The following is a 24,661-nucleotide window of genomic DNA, read 5'->3' on the forward strand; positions in this document are numbered from 1 at the left end:
AAGCGCGCGACCTCTCCCCCGCCGGCGCAAAACCCAGCGCCGGATGGGTCGGTCCAAACAGGCCGAACGTGGGAACGCCCAGGGCATCGGCCAGGTGCATCAGGCCGGAATCGCCGGAGACAAACGCAGCACAGCCCGACAGACGCACCATCAATTCGCGCAGCGGCAAGTCGAGATGGGTCTCGAGCGTGAGGCCACCGATCCCATGCAGATCCTCGCGGACAAACCGCGCAATGGCCGCCTCCTCGGCGGACAGACCAAACAGCGCGATGTGAAAGGGCGTAACCGGCGCCAACGCCGCAAGCAGCCGTGTCCACAGTTCCGGCGGGACCGCCTTGGTGGGGTGACGCGCCCCCCAACCGAGGCCGAGGATCGGACGCGACGGACAAAGGACGCGTGTCTGCTCCGAGTCGGCCAGCGTCAAGGTGGGACGATATTCGCCGGAGAGGCCGGCGGCTTCGAGATACGAGCGCACCACCGAGTGCGGGCGGTCCAATCCCTTCTTGCTCCAAACCATACGCCAGCGACGCAGGGTCGCCTTGTCGATTCGGCGCAATTTCCCGGCGTTGAGGCGCGCGGTCAGGGCACGCGAACGCAGCGAGGCGTGCAAATCGACGATCAAGTCAAAATAAGATTCTCCCAGCGCGCGGGCAAAGTCGGCGAGAGACTGCCCGGGCTGCAACGGCATAATCTGCACCGGGGCGGGAAAGCCGGAGAAGAGCGGGGCATATTGCGCCCGTGTGGCGAACGTGATTTCGGCGTCGGGATGGCGCTCGGCCAGGGCGCGCAATGGCGCGGCGGCGAGCACGACATCGCCCAGAGACGAAAAACGGATCACGAGAATGCGCATGGCCGTGGTGGCCGCGCTACCTGAGCAGAAGGGATGCCAGCGCGCCCACAAGCAGGCAATAAACACCAAAGAGGGCGAAGCGGCCACCGCGCAGGAATGCGAAGACCAGCCGCAGGGCGGCATAGCCGGTCAGCGCCGCCGCCGCTCCGCCGACCAGATGCGGCAGCCCCAGGCGGCCGCTGCCCCAGGCATTGGGAATGGTGAGCAGAATCGCGCCGCCGACGGCAGGGATTGACAGCAAGAAGGAGAACTCGGCGGCCAGCGCCGGACGCACCCCCTGCCAGAGCCCGGCGGAGATGGTCGAGCCGGACCGCGAGATGCCGGGCAGGATGGCCACCGCCTGCGCGCAGCCAATCCACCAGGCACGCCGGATCGTCAACGGCCGGTCGCCGACGCGGCGGAGACGTGTCGACAAAAGCATCACTCCGGTGAGCATCAGGAAGGATGCGGCCACATGCGAGTCGGCAAAGATGGACTCGATCCGGTCCTTGAAGAGCACGCCGATGACACCCGCGGGAATGGTGCCAATGGCCAGATAGAGTATTTCGCCGCGCGAGACGGCAATGGCATCGGGCGATTCGCCGCGTCCGGCCACCGATTCAGCCAGCTCCCAGAGACGACGGCGGAAATACCAGAGCACCGAGAGCAACGTGCCGGCGTGAACGGCCACCTCGAAAACCAAATCCGCCGAGGTGATCCCGAGCCAGTGCTCGACCAACACCAGATGGCCGGAACTGGAAATGGGAAGGAATTCGGCCAGCCCCTGCACGATTCCAAGCACGATGGCCTCGCCAAGGGTCACGCGATCCTTCCCTCAGACGAGGCCATCGTATGGTTTCCCTGCCGGTCCAGTCGGAAGTGTCAGAGTTTGAAGTTCATGCCGAGCGTAAAACCGATATCGCGGTCAAAGACCACTTCGCCGAGGATATCGAGCAACTCGCTGATGTTCCAGCGCGCGCCGGCAATACCCGAGACTTCGAGATCGGAGCCATCCTTGGTGTACTGCTGCGCGGCTGCGGCCAGGTTGAGCGCAGCGGCCGGATCGTCATCGAAGTTCACATTCTCCAGGCGCATATTGAAGGCGGCATATGGGGCGAGACTGCCTTGGGCCAGCGCGTAATCGCGCGAAATCACCACCGAGCCGCCGATTGACGTCAGTGACAGGAGATCGAGATCGAGATAGGCAAACCGGGGACCGAGGGCCAGGTCGAAGGGCACTTCAGCGCCGGTCTGGAAGAGCATGAACTTGACATCGCCGCCGAGCGCCAGACCCATGTCGCCGACTTCGGGATCGACGAATCCCGCCTGCACGCCGAAATCGCCGATGCTCATAAAGCCGCGGCGGAACTGGCCAAAGACCAAGGTCGAACTCTCAAAGACGCTGACGAATCCGCCGACGTCGGTCGTGCCCGGCCGCAGCGTGTAGGCGGTGGAGACCTGCCCGAAAACGGTGGCGCGCGCGGCCGGCGCGCAGGCCAGAGTGGTCAGAATGCCGAGCGTGGTGATGAATGTCCGTATGGTGTGCGGTCTCACAAACCCTCCTTGGTCAGAATGTCCTGCCCCAGTGTGCGTCCCGCTTCTACGTGGAAACCACGGACAGGTTCCCGGCGGCGGACAGGGCGGTCAATGTCCGGCGGTCAGGTGCGCGATGTAGTAAATGCCGGCGCCGGCCAGCACCGCCAGCGGCGCCCAAACGGTCCTCTTCTTGTTCACTTCGGGCAGCAGGTCGGTTGCCGCAACATAGATGATCGAGCCCGATGAGAGCGCAAGCGACGGGCCCAGCCAGCCCTCGGATTGCACCGCGAGATAGACAACGCCGCCGACCAGCGAAGCCAATCCGAGGCTGGTCGCGGCGAGGAATGCCGCGCGTCGTGTGCCGCCGGTCGCCAAGACAATCGACGCCAGCGTGAAGCCGCCGGGGATTTTGTGCCAGACCATGGCGGCGAAGACCAGAATGCCGAGGTGCGCGCTGGTTTGCGCGGCTACGACAATCGCGACACCGTCGATGATCGAATGCACCGCCAACCCGAAGGTCGCCGCCCAACCGACAAGCGACCCCAGCCCAGCGTGGGTCTCGTGGCCATAATGGAAGTGGGGTGTCAGGACGTGCTCGGCCACATGGATGAGCAGAAACCCGCCGATGGCCCAGACGCCGGCTTCGGGCAGGTGCGCAAACGATTCGGGGAGCATTTCGACCAAGGCAACGGCCAGCATGAAACCGGCGCCGGTAGCCACCAGCACGCGCAGGGCCTCATGCTCCCAGCGGCGGCGCATCAGAAAGAGCATGGCGCCAACCACATCCGCCAGCGCGGCGATCAGGAGAAACAGGAGAATCTGCGCGGTCATCGTCGGTCGCCGGTCGTGCGTCGCTGCGATCGGACCCGTGCACGATAGGCAGAAGCCGTCCGGAGTGCAACGTCTGATCCGGCGGCGCGACGATTGAGCGGACGCGCAAGTGACCGGCGGCGCGCAAACGAAAACGCGCCCCAACGCGGGGCGCGTCGACGTGCGCGGCAGGCGCGATTACTTGTTGACCGAAAGCAAGACGATCTTGACGATGTCCAGCAGCCGTTCGCAGGAAAACGGTTTCTTGACGAAGAGGTTGCCGCCGGACTTAAAACTGCGCCCCTGATCGTCGCGCGCATCCTTGCCGGTGAGGAACACCACCGGAATGTCGGCGGTGCGTGGATCCTTTTTCAACGCCGCGCAGACATCGTAACCGTCCATGACCGGCATCATGATGTCAAGCAGGATGACATCGGGAACCCACTCCTTGGAACGTTTCAACGCGCCTTGAGATGTGTTTTCGACAGCGACTTCGTAGCCAGCGGTGGTGAGAAACGCGTCCACGATCTCGGTAATTCCCGGCTCGTCATCGACGACCAGAATCTTCGCGTTCGTGTCCCTGAACATTACGCCTCCTCGTCTGCGGAGCAGACGGCTCATTAGTAATGTCGGCCCGTCTTTGCAAGTTCTTGAATGCCATGCAAAAACGGCAGAGACCGCTTGGGGCCAGTATCATCGTTATCGACGTATCGACTTAAACCACAATCACTTAGCAATGACGCCTCAGAAGCAGGAGTTGACAGGGTGGTATTCGTTGCCTGAGGCGGTCTATTGGCGCGATCCCGCCGGATTGTCGTATCCTTGACGGGATGATCTCAAACGCCAATCAGATCGATGCGGCAGCAGGCCGGGGACGACGGCCTCTGCTGGGGCTGACGCGATCGCAGTTGATCGCAGAGATGGCGGCCTTGGGCCAGCCGCGGCACCGTGGCGATCAATTGGCGCGCTGGATCTATCAGCGCCGTGTCGATGACATCGAGCGAATGACCAATCTGCCCGGTGCGTTGCGGCGCGAGTTGGCCGAGCGCTACACGCTCCGGTTTGATCCGCCGGTCGCGCATCAGAAATCGCCGGACGGCACCGAGAAGTTGTTGTTCCGTGATGCCGGCGGCGACCGTGGCGCGGTCTGGGAGGCAGTGTTGATGCGCGACCGCGACCGCCGCACGGTCTGTGTCTCGACGCAGGCGGGATGCGCGCTGGGGTGTTCCTTCTGCGCCACGGCGAAACTGGGGTTGCTGCGCAATCTCACACCCGGCGAGATCATCGCCCAGGTGATCGCGGCGCGGCGGCTTCTGACATCGTCGGAGACGCTCACCAACGTCGTCTTCATGGGCATGGGCGAGCCATTGCACAACTTCGAGAACGTGAAGACGGCGCTGGAGATCATCGGCGCCGACTGGGGGCTTGAGATTTCGCACCACCGCACGACCGTCTCGACGGTGGGATTGGTGCCGCAGATTCACCAGTGGGCCGAGGAGAAGATTAAGGCGAAGCTGGCCATCTCGTTGACGGCGGCCAATGACGCGTTACGGTCGGAACTGATGCCGATCAACCGGCGCTATCCGCTGGCGGAGCTGAAGCGGGCGGCGATCCATGTGGCGAAGGCGACGCGGCGGCGGGTGACCTTCGAGTATATCCTGCTGGATGGGATCAACGACTCCCTGGCGCACGCGCGCCAATTGGTGTCGTTCATCCACGGCATCCCTTGCAAGATCAATCTGATCCGTTTCCATCCCAACGACGGGTCGCCATACCGGCGGCCGACCGAAGAACGGGTCGCGGTCTTCCGCGATTATCTCTATCCACGCTGCCCGGCGGTCAACATCCGCAAATCATTCGGCGTCGACATCGACGCGGCCTGCGGGCAACTGGCGGGGCGGTCGCAGGGCGGGTGAGTGGATGGCCGCGCGGGCTACTTCTCGAGTAACATCTGGATGGCAACGGCCAGCAGGAACACGGCGAAGCCACGTCGCAACAGCGTTTCGTTGATCTGGTTGGCGAAGACGGCGCCGAGCCAGGCGCCACCGAAGAAGCCCAACGCCACCAGCGCCGCGATGCGCAGGTCGACCTGCCCGGACTGATAATAGCGCCGGACCGCCAACAGCCCGATGGGCAGCAGCAGAACCGCCAGCGAGGTCCCCTGTGCCTTCTGTTGCGACATCCCGAACCAGTAGACGAAGGCGGGGATGAGGACCATGCCGCCGCCGATGCCCAGTAGACCGGACAGCACGCCGGCGCCGATCCCCAGTCCCAGCACCAGCACGATCATCAGGGGGGACATCCTGCCTCCTTAGTGGGCGGCGTTGGCCGCAACCACATCAACCTGGCCGTGGCCAAGGTAGGCCTCAATGAACATGTCAATGTCGCCGTCCATGACCGCCTGCACGTTCGAGGTCTCGGCGTCGGTGCGGTGGTCCTTGACCATTTGATAGGGCTGGAAGACATACGAGCGGATCTGCGAGCCCCACTCGATCTTCTTCTTGTTCTTGGCGAATTCGGCCAGGCGCGCCTCTTCCTTTTCGCGTTCCAGTTGGTACAGCCGGGCGCGGAGGACCTTCATCGCCGAGTCGCGGTTCTTGTGCTGGGAGCGTTCGCTTTGGCATTGCACAACGATGCCGGTCGGGATGTGCGTGATGCGAATGGCCGAGGAGGTCTTGTTGACATGCTGTCCTCCGGCGCCGGAGGCACGGAAGGTGTCGACACGGATGTCCTCGTCCTTGATGTCGATCTGCACATCGGCTTCGGCCTCCGGGATGACGAAGACCGAGGCAAACGAGGTGTGGCGGCGCTTGTTGGAATCGAATGGTGAAATGCGCACCAGCCGGTGGACGCCGACTTCGGCCTTGAGAAATCCATAGGCGAACTCGCCCTTCACTTCCAAGGTCGCCGATTTGATCCCCGCGGCTTCGCCCGGGCTGTAGTCGAGTTCCTCGTAGGCGAAGCCCTTGCGTTCCATCCAGCGGGTGTACATGCGCAACAGCATCTCGGCCCAGTCACAGGACTCGGTGCCGCCCGCCCCGGAGTGAATGGTGAGGATGCAATCGTTGTGATCGTCGACGCCGGTCAGCAGCGACTTAAACTCAAAGGCGGCCAGATCGTCGGAGAGTTTGGCGCCCTCCGCCTCGCACTCGGCGAGGATGGCGGCATCGTTTTCTTCCTCGGCCATGTGGTAGAGCGCGGCGAGGTCATCGCGGCGTCGGGCCAGGTCCTGATAGCCGGTCACCCATGATTTGGCGAGCGCGATTTCCTTGAGGATACGGCGGGCGTTTTCGTTGTCGTTCCAGAACCCATCGGCGGCGGTTCTGGCTTCGAGATCGGCAATCCGGGCATTGAGACCGTCTATGTCAAAGAAACCTCCGCAACCGGGTCAGCTTTTCATTCATGGTGTCGAGAACTTCCATGCTGATTCTACCTCCTGCCCGACATAGGGACTCCCATTAACACGTAACAGTCCAAGTTGTGTTCCCCGAAAGGCTTGACGAAGATAGTCGGGGTTCGATGGTCGACCAAGGGGTTTTTCGCGCTTTGGCATCCCCTGCTCCTGCTTTTCCCCTTGATCAACTTGAAGTTAGAGGGCAGGTTAGGCCGTCCGATCAATCGCGCTGGGCCGAACTGTCCGCTGGCGCGTACAATTCGGCGCAGGGATCTGTATCATGGCCTGGGAGAGACCTGAAGACCAAGCGCAGTTTCACGACCAGCCGCCGTCCAACCCCTCGGCCGGCCACATGGTTCGTCGCGCTTTGCGTTCTCTGGCATTGTATGTCGTGTTGCCGCTGGCGGTGATCGGTGTCGGCTGGACGGCGACGACGTTGTGGAAGTACGCCCAGGAGCTGCCGTCGATTGAGGAAGTCTACAACATCAAGCCGCGCCTCTCCACGCGTCTGTTTGACAAGAACGATCAACCCTTCTACGAGTTCTTCACTGAGCGGCGGGTGTTGACGCCTTTGGATTCGCTGCCGCCGCATCTGGTCCGGGCGCTTTTGGCCACGGAGGATCGCGAGTTTTACAACCACTGGGGCGTGCGCTGGACGGCGATCGTGCGCGCGTTGATCGTCAATTTCCAGACCGGCCGTCGCGCACAGGGCGGATCGACCATTACCCAGCAGTTGGCGCGCAAGTTGTTCCTCACGCCGGAGCGGACGCTCGAACGGAAGATCAAAGAGTGGTTGATGTCGATCAAGCTCGAGCGGAGTTACTCGAAGAATGAAATCCTCGAGATGTATCTGAACATCAACTACTACGGCGCCGGAGCCTATGGGATCGGCGCGGCCGCGCAGACCTATTTCGGCAAGGCGCCGCGCGATCTGGATTTGATGGAGTCGGCCGCGCTGGTGGGGGTGCTGCCGGCGCCGACCGCCTACTCGCCGACCCGCAATCCGGAGCTGGCAATGCAGCGCCGCAATACGGTGCTGCGCTCGCTGGTGGCGGTCGGCGAACTTGACCAGACGGCCTACGATACCCTCTCGACCCAGTCCATTGCCCTGCACCAGCCGGCGCAGGGGTCATTCGGCGACTTCGGCGATTACTTCGCCGAGGAAGTGCGACGGTATGTGATCAAGCAGTATGGCGACGAGGCGCTCTATACCGAAGGGCTGAACATCTACACCACCCTCGATGCCGATTTGCAGCGATTCGCCGAGGAGGTCGTGCGGGACCGTCTTGACTCGCTGCGCCAGGTGGCGGAACAACGGCACAGTCCCACTGATCCGGTTTACACCTACCCGGTCTACGATTCCGCCAGCGGCCGGATGGTGCGCGTCCGCAAGAAGATGCAGGCGGCCATGATGCTGATGGACAACCGCAGCGGCGGTGTGCTGGCGATGGTCGGCGGCTACGACTACAAGGAAAGCGAATTCAACCGGGTAACCCAGGCGTTGCGTCAGCCGGGATCGGCTTTCAAGCCGTTTGTGCTGACCGGCGCCCTCGAGGCGGGGTTTACCCCGGCCGACACGATCCTCGATGCGCCGGTGCTGATTTCGATTCCCGGCGCGCCCGACTACTCGCCCGGCAACTTCGACGGCAAGTTCGAGGGGCCGGTCTCGATCCGCTATGGCATCCGTGAATCACGCAACCTGGTGTCGGTGCGGCTGCTGCAAAAACTGAACATCCACCGGGTGATTGACTTGGCCGAGCGGATGGGGATTTCGACGAAACTTTTGCCCTATCCCTCATTGGCGGTCGGCAGCTCGGAAGTGACTGTCTTCGACATGACCGCCGCGTACTCCTGTTTCCCCAATGGCGGGATTCGCACCACGCCGACTTTGATCCGTCGTATCACCGACCGCAACGGCAAGGTGATTGAAGACAATTCGATCCCGCGCCGCGAGGAAGTCTTGCCGGCCAATCTGGCGTATGCGGTGACGCATGTGCTGACCGCGGTGGTTGACTCCGGGACGGCCGCCAGCACGCGCCGTCGCGGATTCACTCGTCCCGCCGCCGGCAAGACCGGAACATCCAACGAGTACATGGATAACTGGTTTGTCGGCTTCACACCGCGGTTCACCTGCGGCGTCTGGGTTGGCTACGACCTGAAAACGCCAATTGGCGGCTACCACACCGGGACCGGCGCGGCGACGGCGTTGCCGATCTGGACGGCGGTGATGCAGGAGGCCAGCAAAGGGACGCCGGTGGAGTATTTCGAGAAGCCCGAGGATGTCTATATCATCTCGGTCTGCCAGGACTCCAACAAACGCGCCGGAGAGCATTGCAACGCCACGCGCGAGGAGGTCTTCCTGCGCGCGGCCGACACGCTCGATGTCTGCCCCCTCCACAACCGCGACCCGCGTTATCTCCTGCCGCGACGGGTCCGTCGTTGACGACGCTCGATTGTCACTGCGTCTTTGATTCCCAGAGAATGGCGATGGCGTTCGATGTGCCGATGCGATCGGCGCCGGCTTGAAGCATGGCCTGGGCCTGGGCGGCGGTGCGGATGCCACCGGCGGCTTTGATCCTCACGTTGGGCGGCAGGACCCGACGGAGCAGCGCAACATCTTCCAACCGCGCCTGCGCGTAGACGCCGGTGGATGTCTTGACATAATCGGCGCCGGCTTCGGCCGCCAGGGTGGCGGCGCGCACGATCTGTTCTTCCGAAAGCAGCGGCGCCTCGATGATGACTTTAAGAATGATACCCGGCCCGGCCTGCTTGCGACAGGCGGCGATATCTTCCAGGTACTCGGCGTTGCGTCCCTGCCGCAGCCAGCCGTGATTGGCGACCAGATCGATTTCCTGCGCGCCCTGCTCGACGCAAATCCGTGTCTCGGCGGCCTTAAGCGCGGTGGCATGCGCGCCGGTCGGGAACCCGACCACGGCGGCCACACGCACCTGTCCCTGGTCGAGCGCCTGAACCGCCGTCGCGGTCCACACCGGATTGACACAGACAGCCGCCAGGCCATACTCGCGCGCCTCCGCGCACAGACTGCGGATATCAGCTTCGGTCGCGCCCGGATGCAGAAGCGTGTGGTCGACGCGCGCGGCCAAGTCGGCTGGGATGCTCGCGATGGCCGCGGCGTTGCCCGCGGGAGCAACAGACTCGATGATAACCCGAATGCCTCGGCTGTCGAGCAGGTCGCGCGCGGCCGGGGTGATCAGCGTGCCCGGCGGGACCGTGACACTCTCGCGCGCGCCGTGCAGATCGGCCGTGGACAGCACATGGGGACGGTTGGCTGGCATCGGCTATCTCTGTGCGGGCAGATCGATACGGTCGACAATGCCGATGATCGTCTCATCGGCGGCCGTCGGCGCGGTCGTGGGAGTCAGACGCGCCGACGATCCGGCCACGGTGATGACCCATTCGCCTTCGCCGGCGCCGACGGCATCGATGCAGACGGCATAATCGTCCACCGGCTCCAGGGCGCGATTGACCCGGCGCACGATCAAAAGCTTGCGGCCATCCAGGTCGGCGTGTTGGCGCCCGTTCCAAAGCGTCCCGGCGACAAATCCGAGTTTCATGGCGCGTCCCCCGCTCCGTCGCGCGAGAATGGCGTGGCCGGCAACTCGTCCAGATCGGCAACGTGAAGGCGGCCATCGGCCGTGGCAAGGATCAGCCGGGGATTAGCGACAAACTCACGGATCACGCCACGGCAAAGTTCGCAAGGGGGCCAGAAACGGCCATCGGGAGCGATGACGACGATCGCGCTGAAGTCGCGTTGGCCGGCGGCAATCGCGCCGGCGATAGCGTTGCGCTCGGCGCAGACGCGCAGGGCGGAATCGGGATTCTCGACATTGCAGGCGGCAAAGATCTGGCCGGCGGTGGTGATCACCGCCGCGCCCACCTGCTTGCCGGAGTAGGGCGCATGGGCGCGGACGCGCGCCAGACGCGCCGCATCCAGCGCCAACTTCTCATGTGCGGTCAGGGCCATCAGATGATCTCGTGATAGAAGCTGGACGCCCCCGGCGGGCAGATCGCATCGCCGCCCAGTTGAAAGATGTCTGACAGCGTCGCCGCCAGATCGGCATACGTGGCGCGCCGTCCCAGGTTGGCTCCCCGCTTCAACGACGGCCCATAGGCCAGAAGCGGGATCAGTTCACGGGAATGATCGGTCGAGGGCGTCGTGGGATCAATACCATGATCGGCGACCAGGAAGAGCGCATCCGATGGTCCCAGCGCCGGCAGCAATTCCGCCAACCACCGGTCGAAGGCCGCCAGCCCGGCGGCGAACCCCGCCGGATCGTTGCGGTGCCCCCACACCATGTCGAATTCGACCAGGTTGGTGAAGATCAGCCCGCGCGGATTGCGCGCGAGCGCCGCCAGCGTCTTGTCCATGCCATCCTCATTGCTCTCAGTGTGGATCTTCTCCGAGAGGCCGCGTCCGGCGAAGAGATCATCAATCTTGCCGATGCCGATGGTCGGAATGTCATGCTGCCGGAGTCGGTCGAGAAGGGTCGCATCGGTCGGCTCCAGCGAAAAGTCGCGCCGCCGGTGAGTGCGCCGGAATGCGCCGGGCCTCCCGACATACGGGCGGGCGATGACCCGTCCCACCGCATCGGGACCAACGAGGATGGACCGGGCCACCCGGCAGGCGTTGTAGAGCTCTTCGACCGGAATGGCTTCCTCGTGCGCGGCAATCTGGAAGACCGAGTCGGCCGAGGTGTAAACGATCCAGTGGCCCGTGCGCAGTTGCTCGGGGCCGAGTTCATCGATGATGGCGGTGCCCGAGGCGGGCTTGTTGCCCAGCACCCCGCGACCGGTGCGCGCCATGAAGGGATCGAGAATGTGCGGGCCGAAGCCGTTAGGATAGACGGGGAAGGGTCGTTTGAGAATCACTCCCATCAGTTCCCAGTGGCCCGAGGTCGAGTCTTTGCCTGCCGACTGCTCCTGCATGACGCCGTAGCAGCCCAAGGGCGCGGATGCGGGCGGCACGCCATCGATCGTGTCGATACAACCCAGGCCGAGTTTTCCCAGGGTCGGGCAATCAAGCCCACCGACCGCGCGGGCGGTGTTGACGATCGTGTTGGAACCGGCATCGCCATAGGCAGGCGAGTCGGGCGCCTCGCCGATGCCGCAGCCATCGAGGACGATAACGATCACGCGTTGAAGAGTCGTTTTCGCCATCAGAGTGAATCGCCCGGTGTCAGACCGAGAAAGGGCGCCAGTTGCCGGATGTCCGCGAGATCCCAGTCGCCGTCGCGCCGCCAGAGGGCATACGCCTGATAGAAGGCGCGCGCCGAGTCGGCGGACAGTTCACCCTGCAGAAGTTGCCGGGCGAAGCCGTCGCGACGCGCGGCGAAGTCGGTGTCGATCCCGGCCGCCGTCGCCAGACTGTCGGGGATGCCGGCGAGACTGTGCGCGGCGTCGATGATCGCCGGCGACAACTGTCGGTCCTGATTATTCAGCCGGACAACACCGATTGATCCCAGAACGATGACCGCGGAGGCGACCACCGCCAATCCGAGCACCGTCCATTTGGTCTCCGCAAAACCCATCTACCGAAAGAAAAAAGGGCAATCCGATACGGATTGCCCAGCGGAAATAATTGTCTGCGGACTACTCGGCGGCCGCGACGGTCTTCTTCGACTTCTTGCCTTTGGCCTCGGCCGCGGCGGCGTCCTCTTTGCCTTTGGCTTTGCCCTTGGCGGATTTCTTCTCGGTCTCGTCGGTCCGGACGACGGCCTTGGGAATGAGCAGTTCGACGCGGGCCAGATCGGCGCCATCGCCCTTGCGCTGGCCGATCTTGATGATGCGGGTGTAACCGCCGTTGCGGGCCGAGAACTGCGGCGCGATCTCATCAAAGAGCTTCTTGAGGATGACGCGGTCGCGCACGCGGCGGGAAGCGATGCGGCGGGCATGGATGTCGCCCTTTTTGCCGAGGGTGATCAGGCGTTCGGCGACCGAACGCAGGACACGGGCGCGCGCGCGCGTGGTAGTGATGGCGTGCGACCGGAACAGCGACATGGCCATGTTGGCCAACATCGCGTTGCGGTGCGCGGCGGTCCGGCCCAGTTTCTTGACGGTGCGGTTGTGGCGCATACGAAAGCCCTATTCCGACAGAGGTCTTAGCTCAGGGTCTCGACCGACGACTCCCGCGCCGGCTCCCGATACTTTTCAACGTCCATGCCGAAGTGCAGCCCGAGTTCGGAGAGGATCCCGTTGAGCTCGGTCAGCGACTTGCGGCCGAAATTGCGGTACTTGAGCATTTCCGACTCGGTGCGGCGCACCAACTCCTCGAGCGTCACGATGTTGGCGGCGCGCAGGCAGTTGGAGGAACGGACCGACAACTCCAGCTCGTCGACACGCATCTGCAGCAACTGGCGGATCCGCATCGTCTCCTCGTCGATCTCGGAGCGCGACTCCTCGACAAACTCCTCGTCGACGGTGACAAACAACTGGAAGTGGTCGCGCATGATCTTGGCGGCGTAAGAGACCGCATCGACCGGCAGGATGGTGCCGTCGGTCCAGACATCAAGGATCAGCCGGTCGTAGTCGGTGCGCTGGCCGACACGGGTGTTCTCGACGGCGTAGTTGACCTTGGTCACCGGCGAGAAGAGCGCATCGACGGGAATGGTGCCGACGGGCTGGTCGGGGCGTTTATTTTGTTCGGCGACGACGTAGCCGCGCCCGGCGGCGACATCCATCTCGATGCGCACGCGGGCGTCCTTGGTCAGTTCGACGATGTGCAGATCGGGATTCTGGATCTTGACGTTGGCGTTTTCGCTGATCTTGCCCGCGTTGTAGCGGCCGACCTGATCGACGTCCAGCACGATCGTCTCCGGTCCGTCGGAGAGCAACTGTGGACGGATCTGCTTGATGTTGAGCACGATGTCGGTGACATCCTCGAAGACGCCGGGGATGGTCGAGAATTCGTGGACGACGCCTTCGATGCGCACGGCGACCACGGCCGCGCCCTGGATCGAGGAGATCAGCGTGCGGCGCAGGGCGTTGCCGATTGTGCTGCCGAAACCCCGCTCCAACGGCTCAATGAAAAACCGCGCGTAGGTCGGCGTCTTCGACTGCTCGTCGACGACGATCTCCTTGGGCATTGTGAGAGCTTTCCACTTCATACCTGTCTGCCTCCGCCACGGTTAACGTGAGTACAACTCGACGATCAACTGCTCCTGCGCCGGCGTCGGGATTTCGGCGCGCTGCGGCAAGGCGAGCATTTCGCCTTCCAGGTGCGCCTTGTCGAGCCGGAACCACGGCAAGTCGGCCGAACGTCCGGCGTCGCGCAGCGCCATGTGGATGATCTCCAGCCGCTTGGACTTCTCGCGGACCTTGATCACATCGCCCGGCGACACCAGGTACGAGGGGATATCGACGATCTTCTCGTTGACAGTGAAGTGACGATGGCGCACCAGTTGCCGGGCCGATTTGCGCGAGGGCGCAAAGCCGAGGCGGTAGACCACGTTGTCCAGCCGGCGCTCCAGCAGGATCAGCAGGTTTTCACCGGTGATGCCGCGGGTGGTGGCAGCCTCCTCGTAGTAGTGGCGGAACTGCTTTTCGAGCACGCCGTAGAGGCGGCGGACCTTCTGCTTTTCGCGCAGCTGCACGCCATACTCGGACAATTTGCGCCGCGTGTTCGCGCCGTGCTGTCCCGGAGCGTTGGCGCCCTTTTCAATCGGGCACTTCTCCGAAAAGCAACGCGAGCCCTTCAGGAACAGTTTTTCGCCTTCGCGGCGGCACAGACGGCAATTGGGATCTCGGTAACGCGCCATGCGATTTTTCGACTCCGCTTCTTTCTATCGGCCCGCGCACCGGCGGGCCCGTTGGCACACAGACTCCTGGTTAGACCCGGCGACGTTTCGGCGGCCGGCAGCCGTTGTGCGGGATGGGGGTGACATCCTTGATGGCCACCACTTCCAGTCCGGCGGCGGACAGCGAGCGGATGGCCGCTTCGCGTCCCGATCCGGGCCCCTTGACGCTGATTTCGACTTTGCGCAGTCCGAGTTCCATGGCCTCGCGCGCGGCGGTGGCGGCGGCCTGCTGGGCGGCAAACGGGGTGCTCTTTTTCGAGCCCTTGAACCCCTGCCGTCCGGCCGACGACCACGACAGGACCTCGCCGTTGATGTCGGTCAAGGTGACGATGGTGTTGTTGAACGTGGCCTGGATGAAGGCCCGTCCCATCGGTTCGACGCGGCCGCGTTTGCGGCGGCCCTTTTTCTTTTTGGGTGTTGCTTCAGCCACGGTTTAACCCCTGTTCCACACGATAACGACGTTCCTACTTGCGACCGATGCCCTTGCGCGGGCCCTTGCGGGTGCGCGCGTTGGTGCGGGTGCGCTGGCCGCGGGTGGGCAGATTGCGGCGGTGCCGCAGCCCGCGGTAGCAGCCGATGTCGATCAGCCGCTTGATGTTCATCTGCACTTCGCCGCGCAGCGCGCCTTCAACGCGATAGTTCGATTCGATCTCCTCGCGCAGCCGCGCGACTTCGTCGTCGGTCAGCGCGTGGACGCGCGTGGCGGGATTGACCCGGGTGGTGGCGACGATCTTGTCGGCCGCCGTCGGGCCAATGCCGTAGATGTAGCGCAGGGCGATCCCCACGCGCTTGTCCTTGGGCAGGTCGATTCCGGCAATACGAGCCATAGTCTATCTCCGCGCGCGCCGCGGTTGCCGGCGCGTCTGTCGTTCTATCCCTGGCGCTGCTTGTGACGCGGGTTGGTGCAAATGATGCGCATTACGCCCTTGCGGCGGATGATTTTGCACTTTTCGCAACGCGGTTTGATTGACGAACGCACCTTCATGATATCCATCCCAACGGTTGACGATCTCTCACTTGTAACGGTACACGATCCGCCCGCGGCTCAAATCGTACGGCGACAACTCCAGGGTCACGCGGTCGCCGGGGAGAATCTTGATGAAATGCATCCTCATCTTGCCTGACACATGAGCGAGCACCCGGTGGCCGTTTTCCAGTTCGACTTCGAACATGGCGTTCGGCAGCGGTTCAATCACCTTTCCTTCGACGGTGATCGCCTGCTCTTTGGCCATTCAGTTCGCTCCTCCGGTGGCGGTCAGGATTTCCGGACCGTTGTCGGTGATGGCCACGGTGTGCTCAAAATGCGCCGACAGCGAGCCGTCGACGGTGCGCACGGTCCACTTGTCCGCGTCCCATTTCACTTCACAGCGTCCGACATTGAGCATCGGCTCGATGGCCAGAACCATGCCGGCGCGCAGTTCGGGGCCGGAATGGGCGCGGCCGAAATTCGGCACCTGCGGATCCTCGTGCATCCGCTGGCCGATCCCGTGCCCGGTCAGTTCCCGCACCACTGAATACCCATGATCCTCGGCATATGTTTGCACCGCCGCGGAAATATCTCCGAGCCGATTGCCGGGGCGAGCCTGGGCGATCCCCCGCCGCAGGGCCTCCTCGGTGGCGTCCAACAGCCGCTGAGCCTCGGGCGAAATCGGACCGATGCGCAGGGTCCGGGCGGCGTCGCCGTACCAGCCCTCGAAGACAACCCCGACGTCGACCGAGACGATCTGGCCGTCGGCCAGCACGCGGTCGCCGGGGATGCCATGCACGACCTCGTCATTGATCGAGACACAGAGCGTCGCCGGGTAGCCCTGGTAGCCCTTGAACGCCGGACGGGCGCCTTGGGAAAGGATGAACTCCTCCGCGGCGGCGTCCAACTCGATGGTCCGGACCCCCGGACGCGCCAAACGCTCCATCAGGTCGAGGGTCTGGGCCACCAGACGTCCCGCCTGACGCATCTTGTCGATTTGAGCGCGTGTCTTGACCACGATATTCATCCGAACCTGCAGACCGCCTTACGCGGCGGCCAGTTGCTCCAATTCCACAAAGACCTCGTCGATTGGGCGCTCACCGTTGATCCGTGTGAGCAATCCGCGACGTTCGTAGTACTCGATCAGCGGCGCCGTCTGGCGACGGTATACCTCCAGCCGGTGGGCGATCACCTCGGCGCTGTCGTCGGAACGTCCCTCGATTCGGGCGCGTCCGACCAGACGCTTCTGGATTTCTGCATCCGACACCTCGACCAGGACCACGCGGTCGAGGGACATTCCCAGTTCATCGAGCAACGGCGCGAGCGCATCGGCCTGCGCCGTGTTGCGCGGGAATCCATCAAGGATATACCCGCTTTCGCGTCCGATGGCCCGCAGGCGGTGCCGGATCATCTCCAGGATCAACTGGTCCGGAACCAGGTTGCCGGCGTCCATGTATTCCCGGGCTTTGCGCCCCAGTTCGCTGCCGGCGGTGACTTCGGCCCGCAGGATGTCGCCGGTCGACAGGTGCGCGGCGCCGAAGCGTTGCGCCAGTCGGCTGGCCTGCGTGCCCTTGCCCGATCCGGGCGGTCCGAGGAGAATCCAATGCATCTGCCTGTCCCACATCCGCGTCGGAAAACCGCTTACATGGAGCGGCCGCGAATCCTCCCGCGTTTCATAAACCCTTCATAGTGCCGCATGATCAAGTGCGACTCGATCTGCTGCAGTGTATCGAGGGCCACGCCGACCACGATCAACAGGCCGGTGCCGCCGAAATAGTGCTGCACATTGAACTGCCGGATCAGGACATACGGCAGAATCGCAACGATCGCAAAAAAGATCGCGCCCGGCAACGTGATCCGGGTCAGCACCCGATCGATATAATCGGACGTCCGCTTGCCCGGCCGGATGCCCGGGATGTAGCCGCCGTACTTCTTCATGTTCTCCGCCAGATCAACCGGATTGAAGACAATCGCGGTATAGAAAAAGGCGAAGAAGATGATGATGATACCGTAGATGATCGAGTACACCCACGCGCCAGGGTTAAAATAGGCGCCGAGGTCCTGCAGCCACTGCACGTTCGGGAAAAACGACACGAGTGTCTGCGGCGCGAACATGATCGACTGCGCAAAGATGATCGGGATGACGCCGGCGGTGTTGACCGAGAGCGGGATATGGGTTGTCTGGCCACCATAGACTTTACGCCCGACCACCCGTTTGGGATACTGCACCGGGATGCGCCGTTGCGCGCGCGTCACCAGCACGACCGCCGCGACCACGGCGAGCATCAGCGCCACCATGAACAACTCAGTGAACAGTCCGCGGCGTCCGGCCATCAGTTCGCGGACTTCATCGAAGATCGCCTGCGGGAAGGTGGCAATGATGCCGGTAAAGATGATCAGTGAAATCCCGTTGCCGATGCCGCGCTCGGTGATCTGCTCGCCCAGCCACATGATGAAAATGGTGCCCGAAGTGAAAGTCACCATCGTCAGGAACTTGAAGCCCCAGCCCGGATTGGGCACGACCGGGGCACCCTGTCCGGCGCTGATCGACTCCAGGAAAACCGCGGTACCCAGCGCCTGGAGGGCGGCCAGAAGGACCGTCCCATACCGGGTGTACTGGGTGATCTTACGGCGCCCCTCCTCCCCTTCCTTCTGCAGACGCTGGAAGAAGGGGACTACCGTCCCGAGCAACTGGATGATGATCGAGGCGGAGATGTAGGGCATGATGCCGAGGGCGAAGATGGTCGCCTTGTAGAAGGCGCCGCCCACGAACATGTCGTAGAGGCCGAAGAGCGTGTTACCGGCGCCGGCAAAGAACGCGCCCAACGCCCGCGTGTCGATGCCCGGCGTTGGGATGTGGCCGCCGACGCGGTAAACGACCAGAAGCCCCAGCGTGAACAGGACCCGGCGCCGGAGCTCCTCGATCTTGAATATGTTCTGAAACGCGTTTAGCACAGTGGACTCGTCGTCTTCTCCCGACTAGGCCTTGGGGGCCGGTTCGGATTTGAGAGGCACGATTTCGCAACGGCCGCCGGCGGCGGCGATCTTCTCTTTGGCGCTTTCCGAGAATGCGTTGGCATGGATGGTCACCGCGCGCGAGAGGGCGCCGTGGCCGAGCACTTTGACGGGCCGTCCGACGTGACGAACCAGGCCCTGCTTCTTCAGGGTGACCAGATCAAACGTGTCGCCACTGGCCTTGTCGAGGGCGGCGAGGTTGACCACCTGGTACTCGACGCGGAACGGGTTCCAGAACCCGACTTTGGGCAGGCGGCGGATGAGCGGCATCTGGCCGCCCTCTTTGCCGGGACGGCGACGGGCGCCCGTGCGCGAGAAGTAACCCTTGTGGCCGCGGGTGGAGGTCTTGCCGTGACCCGACCCGATGCCGCGTCCCACGCGCTTGCGATTCTTGGTCGCCCCGGTGGGCGGTGTGAGCGTTGAGAGATCCATTCTGCTGTCGTCCAACCTTCCGATCAACCGACCTTTTCGACTTTGACCAGGTGCGCGACGGCGCGAATCATGCCGCGGATCATCGGCGTGTCATCGTGCTCGACGGTCTGGTACAGTTTCCGGAATCCCAGCGCCCGGACATTGCGGCGGTGCTTTTCAACGCCGCGAATGACCGAACGGACATATGTGATGCGCAGACGTCCTGCCATGATTCACCCGTTAGTTTCCGTTGGTCTCGGCCGCGGGCGCGGAGGCGGCGGCCGCCTCGGCGGCCTTGCCGGCCATCTTGTGGCGGAACTCCGCCAGCACGCTGGCATGCCGCAACTGGCGCAGGCCATCCATGGTCGCCTTCACGACATTCTGTGGATTCGAAGAGCCCAGCGACTTGGAGAGCACATCCTGCACGCCGGCCGACTCGAGCACGGCGCGCACCGCGCCGCCGGCGATCACGCCGGTTCCGGGGGAGGCCGGGCGCATGATCACCCGCGCCGCCCCCGCGCGTCCGATCACCGGATGCGGCAGGGTGCCGTTGCGCAACGTCACCGGCTCCATGCTCTTCTTGGCCGACTCCAGCCCCTTGCGGATCGCCTCGGAGACTTCACCGGCCTTGCCGAGCCCGATGCCGACACGTCCCTTGCGGTCGCCGGTGGCCACCAGCGCCGTGAAGGAGAAGCGCCGTCCGCCCTTCACCACTTTGGCCACGCGATTGATGAAGACCACCTTTTCCAAGAACTCGCCGGCATCCGGCGCGTTGCGGTGGTCGCGGTCTCTACCCGATCGTCCTGGTTGGTTCGCCAAATTGCGCCTTCGACTTTCCGACTAAATGGTCAATCCCGCTTCGCGCGCGCCGTCGGCCACGGCCTTGATGCGCCCGTGATAGCGGAAACGGTTACGATCAAACACGGCGGCGGTGACGCCCTTGGCTTTGGCGAGTTCGGCGATCTTCTTGCCGACTTCCTTGGCCACGGCGGTCTTGCTGCCCTTGAGCGCGTCCTTCGCGTTGAGCGTCGACCAGTAGGCCACCGTCCGGCCGCCGGCGTCGTCGATCAGCTGCGCGGTGATGTTGCGCAGGGACTTCGAGACGGTCAGGCGGGGGCGCTCCGGCGTGCCCACCACGCGGTGGCGGACATGCAGGCGGCGGCGTTCACCGCGAATGCGTTTGAGTTCGAATTGTGATGGCATAGTCTCTCAGTCTCCACTAAGCCGCGGTCTTGCCGGCCTTGCGGCGGACATACTCGCCTTCGTACCGAATGCCCTTGCCCTTGTAGGGCTCCGGCGGGCGCAGGCGGCGCAGACGCGCGGCCATTTCGCCCACCAATTCCTTGTTGACCCCTTCGACCGCGAACTTGGTCGGGTTCTCGACGACGAACGTGATGCCCTGGGGCGGCGTGATCAGGATCGGATGCGAATACCCGACCGACAGATTCAGGCGCTTGCCCATCAGCTCCGCCTTGTAGCCGACGCCGACCATTTCGAGGGCGCGGCGGAAACCCGTCGAGGTGCCGGTGACCATGTTGGCGATCAGCGCCCGGGTCAGCCCATGCAGGGCGCGCACACGGCCGAGGTCGCTGGTGCGCGTGACGACCACGGCGCCGCCGTCCAGCGCGATCCCGATCTGCGGATCGAATCTGCGGCTCAGCTCCCCCTTGGGGCCCTTCACCGTGACGGTCGAGCCCTCGATTTTGACGGTGACCCCCTTGGGAACCGGTACCGGATTTTTTCCCACTCGCGACATAATCTTGACTCAGTTCCCGATTACCAGACGTGACACAGCAATTCGCCGCCGATGCCCTGATCGAGCGCCTGCTTGGCGGTCATGATGCCGCGGGACGTGGACACGACGGTCACGCCCAATTGACGATTGATGATTTTCAGCTGGTCCTTGTCGGCGTAACGGCGCAGCCCCGGCTTGGACAGCCGCCTGAGGCCGGTGATCACAGGCTCCTGGTCGGGGGTGTAGCGCAGACGAATCACCAGTTGGTTCTGGCGGGGGTCGGCCTGCTCGGTGAACCCCTTGATATAATGGTGCTCCTGAAGGATGCGCGTGATTTCGCGCTTCATCCGGGACGCCGGGACGGTCAGCCGCTTGTGCCCCGCGCCGGAGGCGTTGCGGATGCGCGTCAACAGATCAGAGATCGGGTCGGTCATCGACATTCGGAATCTTCCTGCCTTATGAAACTACCAGCTCGCCTTCACCACGCCGGGGATGTCGCCCTGCAACGCGAGGTTGCGGAAGCACAGCCGGCAGATGCCGAACTTGCGGAGATAGGCGCGCGGACGTCCGCACAGCCGGCAACGATTGTATTTCCGGACCGCGAACTTCGGGGTTCTCTTCTGCTTCACTACGAGACATTTCTTGGCCATAGTATCCTGATCCGTCGAGCCGCCGTCAGGCGCCGCGCTTGCGGAACGGCATTCCCATCAGGCGCAGCAACTCGAGCCCTTCCTCGTCGGTGCGCGCGCTTGTGCAAATCGTGATATTCATCCCGCGGATCTTGTCGACCTTATCGTAATCGATCTCCGGGAAAATGATCTGTTCCTTGATACCCAGCGTGTAGTTGCCCTGGCCGTCGAACGACTTGGTCGGCACGCCGCGAAAATCACGGACGCGCGGCAACGCGATGTTGGTCAGCCGGTCGAAGAACTCGTACATCCGCGCCCCGCGCAGCGTCACCGAGCAGCCAATCGGCACGCCCTGACGGAGCTTGAAGTTCGAGATCGACTTGCGGGCGCGGCGGATGACGGCCTTCTGGCCGGTGATCATGCCCAACTCGGTGGCCGCCAATTCGACGACCTTGGGGTTGGCGATGGCTTCGCCCAGCCCCTGGTTGATCACGATCTTCTCCATACGGGGCGCGCGCATCGGGCTTTGGAACCCGAACTGCTCCATCAGCTTCGGCACGACGTCCTTGTGGTAGCGCTCCTTGAGACGCGCCGGCGCCGCCGCTTCGGCCGGGGCCTTGTCGCCCTTGTCGGCCTTGCCCTTTTTCTCTTTGGTCTTCTCGTCTTTAGCCACGACTCAATCCAACCCTGGGTCTACTCCACCCGCCGCTTCACATTCGAGATGTGAATCGGCGCTTCCTTTTCGACAATGCCGCCCTTCGGATTCCGCTGGGTCGGCCGCGAGTGGCGCTTGATCATGTTGACGCCCTCGACGACGACGCGGTTCTTGCCGGGATCGACGCGCAGAACGCGTCCGGTCTTGCCCTTGTCGGCGCCGGCCAGCACCAGCACGGTATCGCCTTTTTTCACATGCGCCATAGTCTCAGTCCCTCACCGGATCGCTCAGAGCACCTCGGGCGCCAGCGAGACGATCTTCATAAAGTTCTTTTCGCGCAGTTCACGCGCCACCGGCCCGAAGATGCGGGTGCCGCGCGGCTCGCCGGCGTCGTTGATGATCACCGCCGCGTTGTCGGAGAAGCGTATGTAGGAGCCATCGCGCCGCCGCACCGGGCGGGTGGTGCGCACCACGACCGCCTTGCACTTCTCTTTCTTTTTCACCGTGCCGCCCGGGACCGCCTCTTTGACCGAGCAGATCACCAGGTCGCCGACGCGGGCGTAGCGGCGCTTGGTGCCGCCGAGCACGCGGAAGCACATGATCACCTTGGCGCCCGAATTGTCGGCCACGTTGAGCCGGCTGTATTCCTGTATCATGGTCGCACTCTTCCCGGCGTCTCTGCCTTACTTCGCCCGCTCCAGCACTTCCACCAGTCGCCACCGCTTGTTCTTCGACAGCGGCCGGGTCTCCATCACCTTGACGCGGTCGCCGATGTGCGCCTCGCCCTTTTCGTCGTGGGCCATTAGTTTGGCCGAGACGCGGACAACGCGGCCATACGACGGATGCGCCATGGTGCGGTCGATCTTCACCGTGATCGTCTTGTTCATCTTGTCCGAGACCACGATGCCGACACGGGTCTTGCGGGCGGGGCGTTTAACGGATGGCATATTCTTCTTCGAACCTCTCCTCAAGCCTGGGCCTGCCGCTGGTTCATGACCGTTTTGACGCGCGCGATCTGACGGCGCAGGTGCCGCAGCAGCAGCGGGTTGGCCGGCGGTTGCAACGAGCGGCGCACCCGGATATTGAACAGCTCTTCCTGCAAATCCCGCAGGTGCCGGCTGAGTTCTTCCGGCGCCATTTCACGCAGACGATCGTTTCCCAATTTCTCCATGACCGATTCCTAGGCGGCTCCGACCGCGTGCGACTTCACAAACTTGGTTTTCAGCGGCAGCTTGCCGGCGGCCAGCCTCAGCGCCCGCTCCGCCAACTTCTCCTCAATGCCATCGATCTCGAACATGACGCGTCCGGCCTTCACCACCGCCACCCAGTATTCCGGGTTGCCCTTCCCCTTGCCCATGCGGGTCTCGGCCGGCTTGACCGTCACCGGCTTGTCCGGGAAGATGCGAATCCACACCTTGCCGCCGCGCTTGATGTGACGGGTGAGCGCGACGCGCGCCGCCTCGATCTGCTTGTTGGTGACCCAGGCCGGCTCCATCGCCTTGAGGCCATACTGGCCGAAGGCAATGGTGCTGCCCAGATACGCCTTGCCGGTGCGGCGGCCGCGTTGCTGCTTGCGATGCTTGACTCGTTTTGGTGACAGCACGGACTATCAATCCTTCGTCTGGGTTATTCTTCCCCGGCGTCGCCGCCGTCCCCTTCGCGTTCTTCCGGACGTTTCCGGCGCGAGCGCGCGCCCGGCTTTTTCGACCGCGGCCCGCGTCCCCGCTCCCGTTCGCGTCCAAACGTCGGCGCCTCTTCCTCTTTCTCCACCTGATCGGCCGGACTAAGGACCTCGCCTTTGAAGATCCACACTTTCACGCCGATGGTGCCGAAGGCGGTGTGGGCGGTGGAGCGGGCGAAGTCGATGTCGGCGCGCAGGGTGTGAAGCGGCACGCGTCCTTCCATGTATTTTTCCGAGCGGGCGATTTCGGCGCCGCCGAGCCGTCCGCTGCACTGAATGCGCATTCCCAACGCGCCCATCTTCATCGTCGCCGCCAGAGCCTTCTTCATCGCGCGGCGGAAGGAGATGCGGCCCTCCAGCTGGCGCGCGATCGAGTCGGCCACCAGCTGCGCCCGCAGCTCGGGGCGTTTGACCTCGACAATATTGAGGGTGATGTCCTTTTTGGTCAGAAGCTGGAGCTCTTCACGCAGTTTGTCGACTTCGGCGCCCTTGCGGCCGATGACGATGCCCGGACGCGAGGTGTGGATGTCGACGGTGATGCGCTTCGGCTGGCGCACGATCTCAATCTTGGCGATCCCGGCGTTCTCGAGGCGGCGGCCGATGTAGCGCTTGATCGTCAGATCCTCGATCAGGAGGTCCGAGAAATTGCGCTGAGCGAACCACCGCGACGACCAGCTGCGAATGACGCCGACGCGGAAACCAACCGGATGTGTTTTCTGACCCAAGCGATCCTCCAACAACGCGAAATATTGAGACTACTTCTTCTCCGCGGCCTTTTCGGCGGCGGCGGCGCGTGCGCGGGCGGCCTTGGCCGCCTGGCGGGCGCGCTCTTCCTGCGCCGGTTCATCACTGACCACCACGCGGACATGGCAGTAGCGCTTGCGGATCCGATAGGCGCGGCCCATGCCGGTGGCGCGGAAACGGCGCGCGATCGGGCCGCCGTCGACCACCACCTGCGCGACCACAAAGTCCGTGGTCTTGTGGTGGGCGGTGCCTTCCACGGCCAGAGCGTTGGCGGTCGCCGAGGCGATCACCTTGGCCAGCGGCGTGGCGGCCGCCTTCGGCAGGGCCTTGAGGATGGCCGCGGCGCGATCCACCGGGACCCCTTTGACCAATTCGGCGACACGGCGCATCTTGCGCGCCGACCCGCGGCAGAACCGTGATTGTGCTTTACCTTCCATAATC

37 protein-coding genes and 2 pseudogenes are annotated in these 24,661 nt (G+C 63.7%); 2 read left to right on the forward strand and 37 right to left on the reverse strand.

Annotation, left to right across the window (positions count from 1 at the left end; translation table 11 throughout):
- The 5 genes from VNN55_04055 to VNN55_04075 form a co-directional block, all read right to left on the reverse strand.
- The coding region (locus VNN55_04055; protein HWO56722.1) for a glycosyltransferase family 9 protein at positions 1 to 850 on the reverse strand (850 nt) is incomplete at its 3' end.
- A gap of 16 nt (positions 851 to 866) precedes the next feature.
- Positions 867 to 1,652, reverse strand: coding sequence for an undecaprenyl-diphosphate phosphatase (locus VNN55_04060; protein ID HWO56723.1), 786 nt, complete (start codon positions 1,650 to 1,652; stop codon positions 867 to 869).
- 59 nt (positions 1,653 to 1,711) lie between these two features.
- Entirely contained in the window at positions 1,712 to 2,383 is a 672-nt protein-coding gene (locus VNN55_04065; protein HWO56724.1) for a hypothetical protein, read from the reverse strand.
- A gap of 90 nt (positions 2,384 to 2,473) precedes the next feature.
- Positions 2,474 to 3,196, reverse strand: a complete 723-nt coding sequence (locus VNN55_04070; GenBank protein HWO56725.1) for a ZIP family metal transporter — start codon at positions 3,194 to 3,196, stop codon at positions 2,474 to 2,476.
- Between the two features lie 177 nt (positions 3,197 to 3,373).
- A complete protein-coding gene (locus VNN55_04075) occupies positions 3,374 to 3,763 on the reverse strand; it encodes a response regulator (GenBank protein ID HWO56726.1) in 390 nt (129 codons plus the stop codon).
- Positions 3,764 to 4,005: 242 nt separating this feature from the next.
- On the opposite strand from VNN55_04075, the gene rlmN reads away from it, so the two are divergent.
- Positions 4,006 to 5,091 carry a 23S rRNA (adenine(2503)-C(2))-methyltransferase RlmN gene (gene rlmN, locus VNN55_04080; GenBank protein HWO56727.1) on the forward strand — a complete coding sequence of 362 codons (1,086 nt, stop codon included), beginning with the start codon at positions 4,006 to 4,008 and terminating at the stop codon, positions 5,089 to 5,091.
- A gap of 17 nt (positions 5,092 to 5,108) precedes the next feature.
- Here the strand turns inward: rlmN and VNN55_04085 are convergent, their stop codons facing one another.
- Positions 5,109 to 5,477 carry a sulfite exporter TauE/SafE family protein gene (locus tag VNN55_04085; protein ID HWO56728.1) on the reverse strand — a complete coding sequence of 123 codons (369 nt, stop codon included), beginning with the start codon at positions 5,475 to 5,477 and terminating at the stop codon, positions 5,109 to 5,111.
- A gap of 9 nt (positions 5,478 to 5,486) precedes the next feature.
- Positions 5,487 to 6,597 (reverse strand): peptide chain release factor 2 gene (gene prfB, locus VNN55_04090; GenBank protein HWO56729.1). Its coding sequence is split into 2 segments (ribosomal slippage): positions 5,487 to 6,542 and positions 6,544 to 6,597, totalling 1,110 coding nucleotides; the frame shifts between segments, so codons are not numbered across the junction.
- Positions 6,598 to 6,921: 324 nt separating this feature from the next.
- Here prfB and VNN55_04095 point away from each other — a divergent pair.
- A complete protein-coding gene (locus VNN55_04095) occupies positions 6,922 to 9,012 on the forward strand; it encodes a PBP1A family penicillin-binding protein (GenBank protein ID HWO56730.1) in 2,091 nt (696 codons plus the stop codon).
- Positions 9,013 to 9,025: 13 nt separating this feature from the next.
- Here the strand turns inward: VNN55_04095 and deoC are convergent, their stop codons facing one another.
- From deoC to rplV, 30 genes and pseudogenes are all read right to left on the reverse strand, one after another.
- Positions 9,026 to 9,865, reverse strand: a complete 840-nt coding sequence (gene deoC / locus VNN55_04100) for a deoxyribose-phosphate aldolase (protein HWO56731.1) — start codon at positions 9,863 to 9,865, stop codon at positions 9,026 to 9,028.
- A gap of 3 nt (positions 9,866 to 9,868) precedes the next feature.
- Positions 9,869 to 10,144, reverse strand: a complete 276-nt coding sequence (locus tag VNN55_04105) for a EutN/CcmL family microcompartment protein (protein ID HWO56732.1) — start codon at positions 10,142 to 10,144, stop codon at positions 9,869 to 9,871.
- Positions 10,141 to 10,554, reverse strand: coding sequence for a cytidine deaminase (locus VNN55_04110; protein ID HWO56733.1), 414 nt, complete (start codon positions 10,552 to 10,554; stop codon positions 10,141 to 10,143). Before VNN55_04110 ends, VNN55_04105 begins: the two co-directional genes overlap by 4 nt.
- Positions 10,554 to 11,747 (reverse strand): phosphopentomutase, encoded by a 1,194-nt coding sequence (locus tag VNN55_04115; protein ID HWO56734.1) that lies wholly within the window; start codon positions 11,745 to 11,747, stop codon positions 10,554 to 10,556. Before VNN55_04115 ends, VNN55_04110 begins: the two co-directional genes overlap by 1 nt.
- Positions 11,747 to 12,091 carry a hypothetical protein gene (locus tag VNN55_04120; protein ID HWO56735.1) on the reverse strand — a complete coding sequence of 115 codons (345 nt, stop codon included), beginning with the start codon at positions 12,089 to 12,091 and terminating at the stop codon, positions 11,747 to 11,749. Before VNN55_04120 ends, VNN55_04115 begins: the two co-directional genes overlap by 1 nt.
- An 88-nt stretch (positions 12,092 to 12,179) precedes the next feature.
- Positions 12,180 to 12,662, reverse strand: a complete 483-nt coding sequence (gene rplQ, locus VNN55_04125) for a 50S ribosomal protein L17 (GenBank protein HWO56736.1) — start codon at positions 12,660 to 12,662, stop codon at positions 12,180 to 12,182.
- A 26-nt stretch (positions 12,663 to 12,688) separates the two neighbouring features.
- Positions 12,689 to 13,693, reverse strand: a complete 1,005-nt coding sequence (locus VNN55_04130) for a DNA-directed RNA polymerase subunit alpha (GenBank protein ID HWO56737.1) — start codon at positions 13,691 to 13,693, stop codon at positions 12,689 to 12,691.
- 21 nt (positions 13,694 to 13,714) lie between these two features.
- A complete protein-coding gene (gene rpsD, locus VNN55_04135; GenBank protein ID HWO56738.1) occupies positions 13,715 to 14,344 on the reverse strand; it encodes a 30S ribosomal protein S4 in 630 nt (209 codons plus the stop codon).
- Between the two features lie 70 nt (positions 14,345 to 14,414).
- Positions 14,415 to 14,753, reverse strand: coding sequence for a 30S ribosomal protein S11 (gene rpsK / locus VNN55_04140; GenBank protein ID HWO56739.1), 339 nt, complete (start codon positions 14,751 to 14,753; stop codon positions 14,415 to 14,417).
- 94 nt (positions 14,754 to 14,847) lie between these two features.
- Complete coding sequence (gene rpsM / locus VNN55_04145) at positions 14,848 to 15,210, reverse strand: 30S ribosomal protein S13 (protein HWO56740.1); 363 nt, start codon at positions 15,208 to 15,210, stop codon at positions 14,848 to 14,850.
- A 44-nt stretch (positions 15,211 to 15,254) separates the two neighbouring features.
- Positions 15,255 to 15,368: a 50S ribosomal protein L36 gene (rpmJ, locus tag VNN55_04150; GenBank protein ID HWO56741.1), complete on the reverse strand. Its 114-nt coding sequence runs from the start codon at positions 15,366 to 15,368 to the stop codon at positions 15,255 to 15,257.
- 28 nt (positions 15,369 to 15,396) lie between these two features.
- On the reverse strand, positions 15,397 to 15,615 hold the full coding sequence (gene infA / locus VNN55_04155) for a translation initiation factor IF-1 (GenBank protein HWO56742.1): 219 nt from the start codon (positions 15,613 to 15,615) through the stop codon (positions 15,397 to 15,399).
- A complete protein-coding gene (gene map, locus VNN55_04160; GenBank protein HWO56743.1) occupies positions 15,616 to 16,377 on the reverse strand; it encodes a type I methionyl aminopeptidase in 762 nt (253 codons plus the stop codon). It lies immediately after the preceding gene.
- Between the two features lie 18 nt (positions 16,378 to 16,395).
- Positions 16,396 to 16,959 carry an adenylate kinase gene (locus VNN55_04165; GenBank protein HWO56744.1) on the reverse strand — a complete coding sequence of 188 codons (564 nt, stop codon included), beginning with the start codon at positions 16,957 to 16,959 and terminating at the stop codon, positions 16,396 to 16,398.
- Between the two features lie 32 nt (positions 16,960 to 16,991).
- Positions 16,992 to 18,305, reverse strand: coding sequence for a preprotein translocase subunit SecY (gene secY, locus VNN55_04170; GenBank protein ID HWO56745.1), 1,314 nt, complete (start codon positions 18,303 to 18,305; stop codon positions 16,992 to 16,994).
- Between the two features lie 24 nt (positions 18,306 to 18,329).
- Complete coding sequence (gene rplO, locus VNN55_04175) at positions 18,330 to 18,797, reverse strand: 50S ribosomal protein L15 (protein ID HWO56746.1); 468 nt, start codon at positions 18,795 to 18,797, stop codon at positions 18,330 to 18,332.
- Positions 18,798 to 18,820: 23 nt separating this feature from the next.
- Positions 18,821 to 19,006, reverse strand: a complete 186-nt coding sequence (rpmD, locus tag VNN55_04180; GenBank protein ID HWO56747.1) for a 50S ribosomal protein L30 — start codon at positions 19,004 to 19,006, stop codon at positions 18,821 to 18,823.
- A gap of 10 nt (positions 19,007 to 19,016) precedes the next feature.
- A complete protein-coding gene (gene rpsE, locus VNN55_04185) occupies positions 19,017 to 19,526 on the reverse strand; it encodes a 30S ribosomal protein S5 (GenBank protein ID HWO56748.1) in 510 nt (169 codons plus the stop codon).
- Between the two features lie 90 nt (positions 19,527 to 19,616).
- Positions 19,617 to 19,979, reverse strand: coding sequence for a 50S ribosomal protein L18 (rplR, locus tag VNN55_04190; protein ID HWO56749.1), 363 nt, complete (start codon positions 19,977 to 19,979; stop codon positions 19,617 to 19,619).
- Between the two features lie 16 nt (positions 19,980 to 19,995).
- A complete protein-coding gene (gene rplF, locus VNN55_04195; GenBank protein HWO56750.1) occupies positions 19,996 to 20,532 on the reverse strand; it encodes a 50S ribosomal protein L6 in 537 nt (178 codons plus the stop codon).
- Between the two features lie 20 nt (positions 20,533 to 20,552).
- Positions 20,553 to 20,951, reverse strand: a complete 399-nt coding sequence (gene rpsH / locus VNN55_04200) for a 30S ribosomal protein S8 (GenBank protein HWO56751.1) — start codon at positions 20,949 to 20,951, stop codon at positions 20,553 to 20,555.
- Between the two features lie 24 nt (positions 20,952 to 20,975).
- The gene (locus VNN55_04205; protein HWO56752.1) at positions 20,976 to 21,161 is read right to left on the reverse strand and encodes a type Z 30S ribosomal protein S14; all 186 of its coding nucleotides are present in this window, start codon (positions 21,159 to 21,161) and stop codon (positions 20,976 to 20,978) included.
- 25 nt (positions 21,162 to 21,186) lie between these two features.
- On the reverse strand, positions 21,187 to 21,813 hold the full coding sequence (gene rplE / locus VNN55_04210) for a 50S ribosomal protein L5 (GenBank protein ID HWO56753.1): 627 nt from the start codon (positions 21,811 to 21,813) through the stop codon (positions 21,187 to 21,189).
- A gap of 38 nt (positions 21,814 to 21,851) precedes the next feature.
- Positions 21,852 to 22,058: pseudogene (gene rplX, locus VNN55_04215) on the reverse strand (50S ribosomal protein L24).
- 24 nt (positions 22,059 to 22,082) lie between these two features.
- On the reverse strand, positions 22,083 to 22,451 hold the full coding sequence (gene rplN, locus VNN55_04220; GenBank protein ID HWO56754.1) for a 50S ribosomal protein L14: 369 nt from the start codon (positions 22,449 to 22,451) through the stop codon (positions 22,083 to 22,085).
- 27 nt (positions 22,452 to 22,478) lie between these two features.
- A pseudogene (gene rpsQ, locus VNN55_04225) lies at positions 22,479 to 22,718 on the reverse strand (30S ribosomal protein S17).
- A 44-nt stretch (positions 22,719 to 22,762) separates the two neighbouring features.
- Complete coding sequence (rpmC, locus tag VNN55_04230) at positions 22,763 to 22,966, reverse strand: 50S ribosomal protein L29 (GenBank protein HWO56755.1); 204 nt, start codon at positions 22,964 to 22,966, stop codon at positions 22,763 to 22,765.
- Between the two features lie 9 nt (positions 22,967 to 22,975).
- Complete coding sequence (rplP, locus tag VNN55_04235; GenBank protein HWO56756.1) at positions 22,976 to 23,398, reverse strand: 50S ribosomal protein L16; 423 nt, start codon at positions 23,396 to 23,398, stop codon at positions 22,976 to 22,978.
- A gap of 23 nt (positions 23,399 to 23,421) precedes the next feature.
- Positions 23,422 to 24,201 carry a 30S ribosomal protein S3 gene (rpsC, locus tag VNN55_04240; GenBank protein HWO56757.1) on the reverse strand — a complete coding sequence of 260 codons (780 nt, stop codon included), beginning with the start codon at positions 24,199 to 24,201 and terminating at the stop codon, positions 23,422 to 23,424.
- Between the two features lie 30 nt (positions 24,202 to 24,231).
- Positions 24,232 to 24,657 carry a 50S ribosomal protein L22 gene (gene rplV / locus VNN55_04245; GenBank protein HWO56758.1) on the reverse strand — a complete coding sequence of 142 codons (426 nt, stop codon included), beginning with the start codon at positions 24,655 to 24,657 and terminating at the stop codon, positions 24,232 to 24,234.
- Positions 24,658 to 24,661: the final 4 nt, after the last annotated feature.

The sequence above is a fragment of the bacterium genome (genome assembly GCA_035559435.1).
In the GTDB taxonomy this organism is placed as follows: Bacteria; Zixibacteria; MSB-5A5; order WJJR01; family WJJR01; genus JACQFV01.

Excerpts from the sequence above, each read along its gene's own strand:
- VNN55_04070 (HWO56725.1), bottom strand. The coding sequence starts at position 3,196 with ATGACCGCGCAGATTCTCCTGTTTCTCCTGATCGCCGCGCTGGCGGAT.
- VNN55_04075 (HWO56726.1), bottom strand. The coding sequence starts at position 3,763 with ATGTTCAGGGACACGAACGCGAAGATTCTGGTCGTCGATGACGAGCCG.
- rlmN (HWO56727.1), top strand. The coding sequence starts at position 4,006 with ATGATCTCAAACGCCAATCAGATCGATGCGGCAGCAGGCCGGGGACGA.
- VNN55_04085 (HWO56728.1), bottom strand. The coding sequence starts at position 5,477 with ATGTCCCCCCTGATGATCGTGCTGGTGCTGGGACTGGGGATCGGCGCC.
- VNN55_04095 (HWO56730.1), top strand. The coding sequence starts at position 6,922 with ATGGTTCGTCGCGCTTTGCGTTCTCTGGCATTGTATGTCGTGTTGCCG.
- deoC (HWO56731.1), bottom strand. The coding sequence starts at position 9,865 with ATGCCAGCCAACCGTCCCCATGTGCTGTCCACGGCCGATCTGCACGGC.
- VNN55_04105 (HWO56732.1), bottom strand. The coding sequence starts at position 10,144 with ATGAAACTCGGATTTGTCGCCGGGACGCTTTGGAACGGGCGCCAACAC.
- VNN55_04110 (HWO56733.1), bottom strand. The coding sequence starts at position 10,554 with ATGGCCCTGACCGCACATGAGAAGTTGGCGCTGGATGCGGCGCGTCTG.
- VNN55_04115 (HWO56734.1), bottom strand. The coding sequence starts at position 11,747 with ATGGCGAAAACGACTCTTCAACGCGTGATCGTTATCGTCCTCGATGGC.
- rplQ (HWO56736.1), bottom strand. The coding sequence starts at position 12,662 with ATGCGCCACAACCGCACCGTCAAGAAACTGGGCCGGACCGCCGCGCAC.
- VNN55_04130 (HWO56737.1), bottom strand. The coding sequence starts at position 13,693 with ATGAAGTGGAAAGCTCTCACAATGCCCAAGGAGATCGTCGTCGACGAG.
- rpsD (HWO56738.1), bottom strand. The coding sequence starts at position 14,344 with ATGGCGCGTTACCGAGATCCCAATTGCCGTCTGTGCCGCCGCGAAGGC.
- rpsK (HWO56739.1), bottom strand. The coding sequence starts at position 14,753 with ATGGGACGGGCCTTCATCCAGGCCACGTTCAACAACACCATCGTCACC.
- rpsM (HWO56740.1), bottom strand. The coding sequence starts at position 15,210 with ATGGCTCGTATTGCCGGAATCGACCTGCCCAAGGACAAGCGCGTGGGG.
- rpmJ (HWO56741.1), bottom strand. The coding sequence starts at position 15,368 with ATGAAGGTGCGTTCGTCAATCAAACCGCGTTGCGAAAAGTGCAAAATC.
- infA (HWO56742.1), bottom strand. The coding sequence starts at position 15,615 with ATGGCCAAAGAGCAGGCGATCACCGTCGAAGGAAAGGTGATTGAACCG.
- map (HWO56743.1), bottom strand. The coding sequence starts at position 16,377 with ATGAATATCGTGGTCAAGACACGCGCTCAAATCGACAAGATGCGTCAG.
- VNN55_04165 (HWO56744.1), bottom strand. The coding sequence starts at position 16,959 with ATGCATTGGATTCTCCTCGGACCGCCCGGATCGGGCAAGGGCACGCAG.
- rplO (HWO56746.1), bottom strand. The coding sequence starts at position 18,797 with ATGGATCTCTCAACGCTCACACCGCCCACCGGGGCGACCAAGAATCGC.
- rpmD (HWO56747.1), bottom strand. The coding sequence starts at position 19,006 with ATGGCAGGACGTCTGCGCATCACATATGTCCGTTCGGTCATTCGCGGC.
- rplR (HWO56749.1), bottom strand. The coding sequence starts at position 19,979 with ATGCCATCACAATTCGAACTCAAACGCATTCGCGGTGAACGCCGCCGC.
- rplF (HWO56750.1), bottom strand. The coding sequence starts at position 20,532 with ATGTCGCGAGTGGGAAAAAATCCGGTACCGGTTCCCAAGGGGGTCACC.
- rpsH (HWO56751.1), bottom strand. The coding sequence starts at position 20,951 with ATGTCGATGACCGACCCGATCTCTGATCTGTTGACGCGCATCCGCAAC.
- VNN55_04205 (HWO56752.1), bottom strand. The coding sequence starts at position 21,161 with ATGGCCAAGAAATGTCTCGTAGTGAAGCAGAAGAGAACCCCGAAGTTC.
- rplN (HWO56754.1), bottom strand. The coding sequence starts at position 22,451 with ATGATACAGGAATACAGCCGGCTCAACGTGGCCGACAATTCGGGCGCC.
- rpmC (HWO56755.1), bottom strand. The coding sequence starts at position 22,966 with ATGGAGAAATTGGGAAACGATCGTCTGCGTGAAATGGCGCCGGAAGAA.
- rplV (HWO56758.1), bottom strand. The coding sequence starts at position 24,657 with ATGGAAGGTAAAGCACAATCACGGTTCTGCCGCGGGTCGGCGCGCAAG.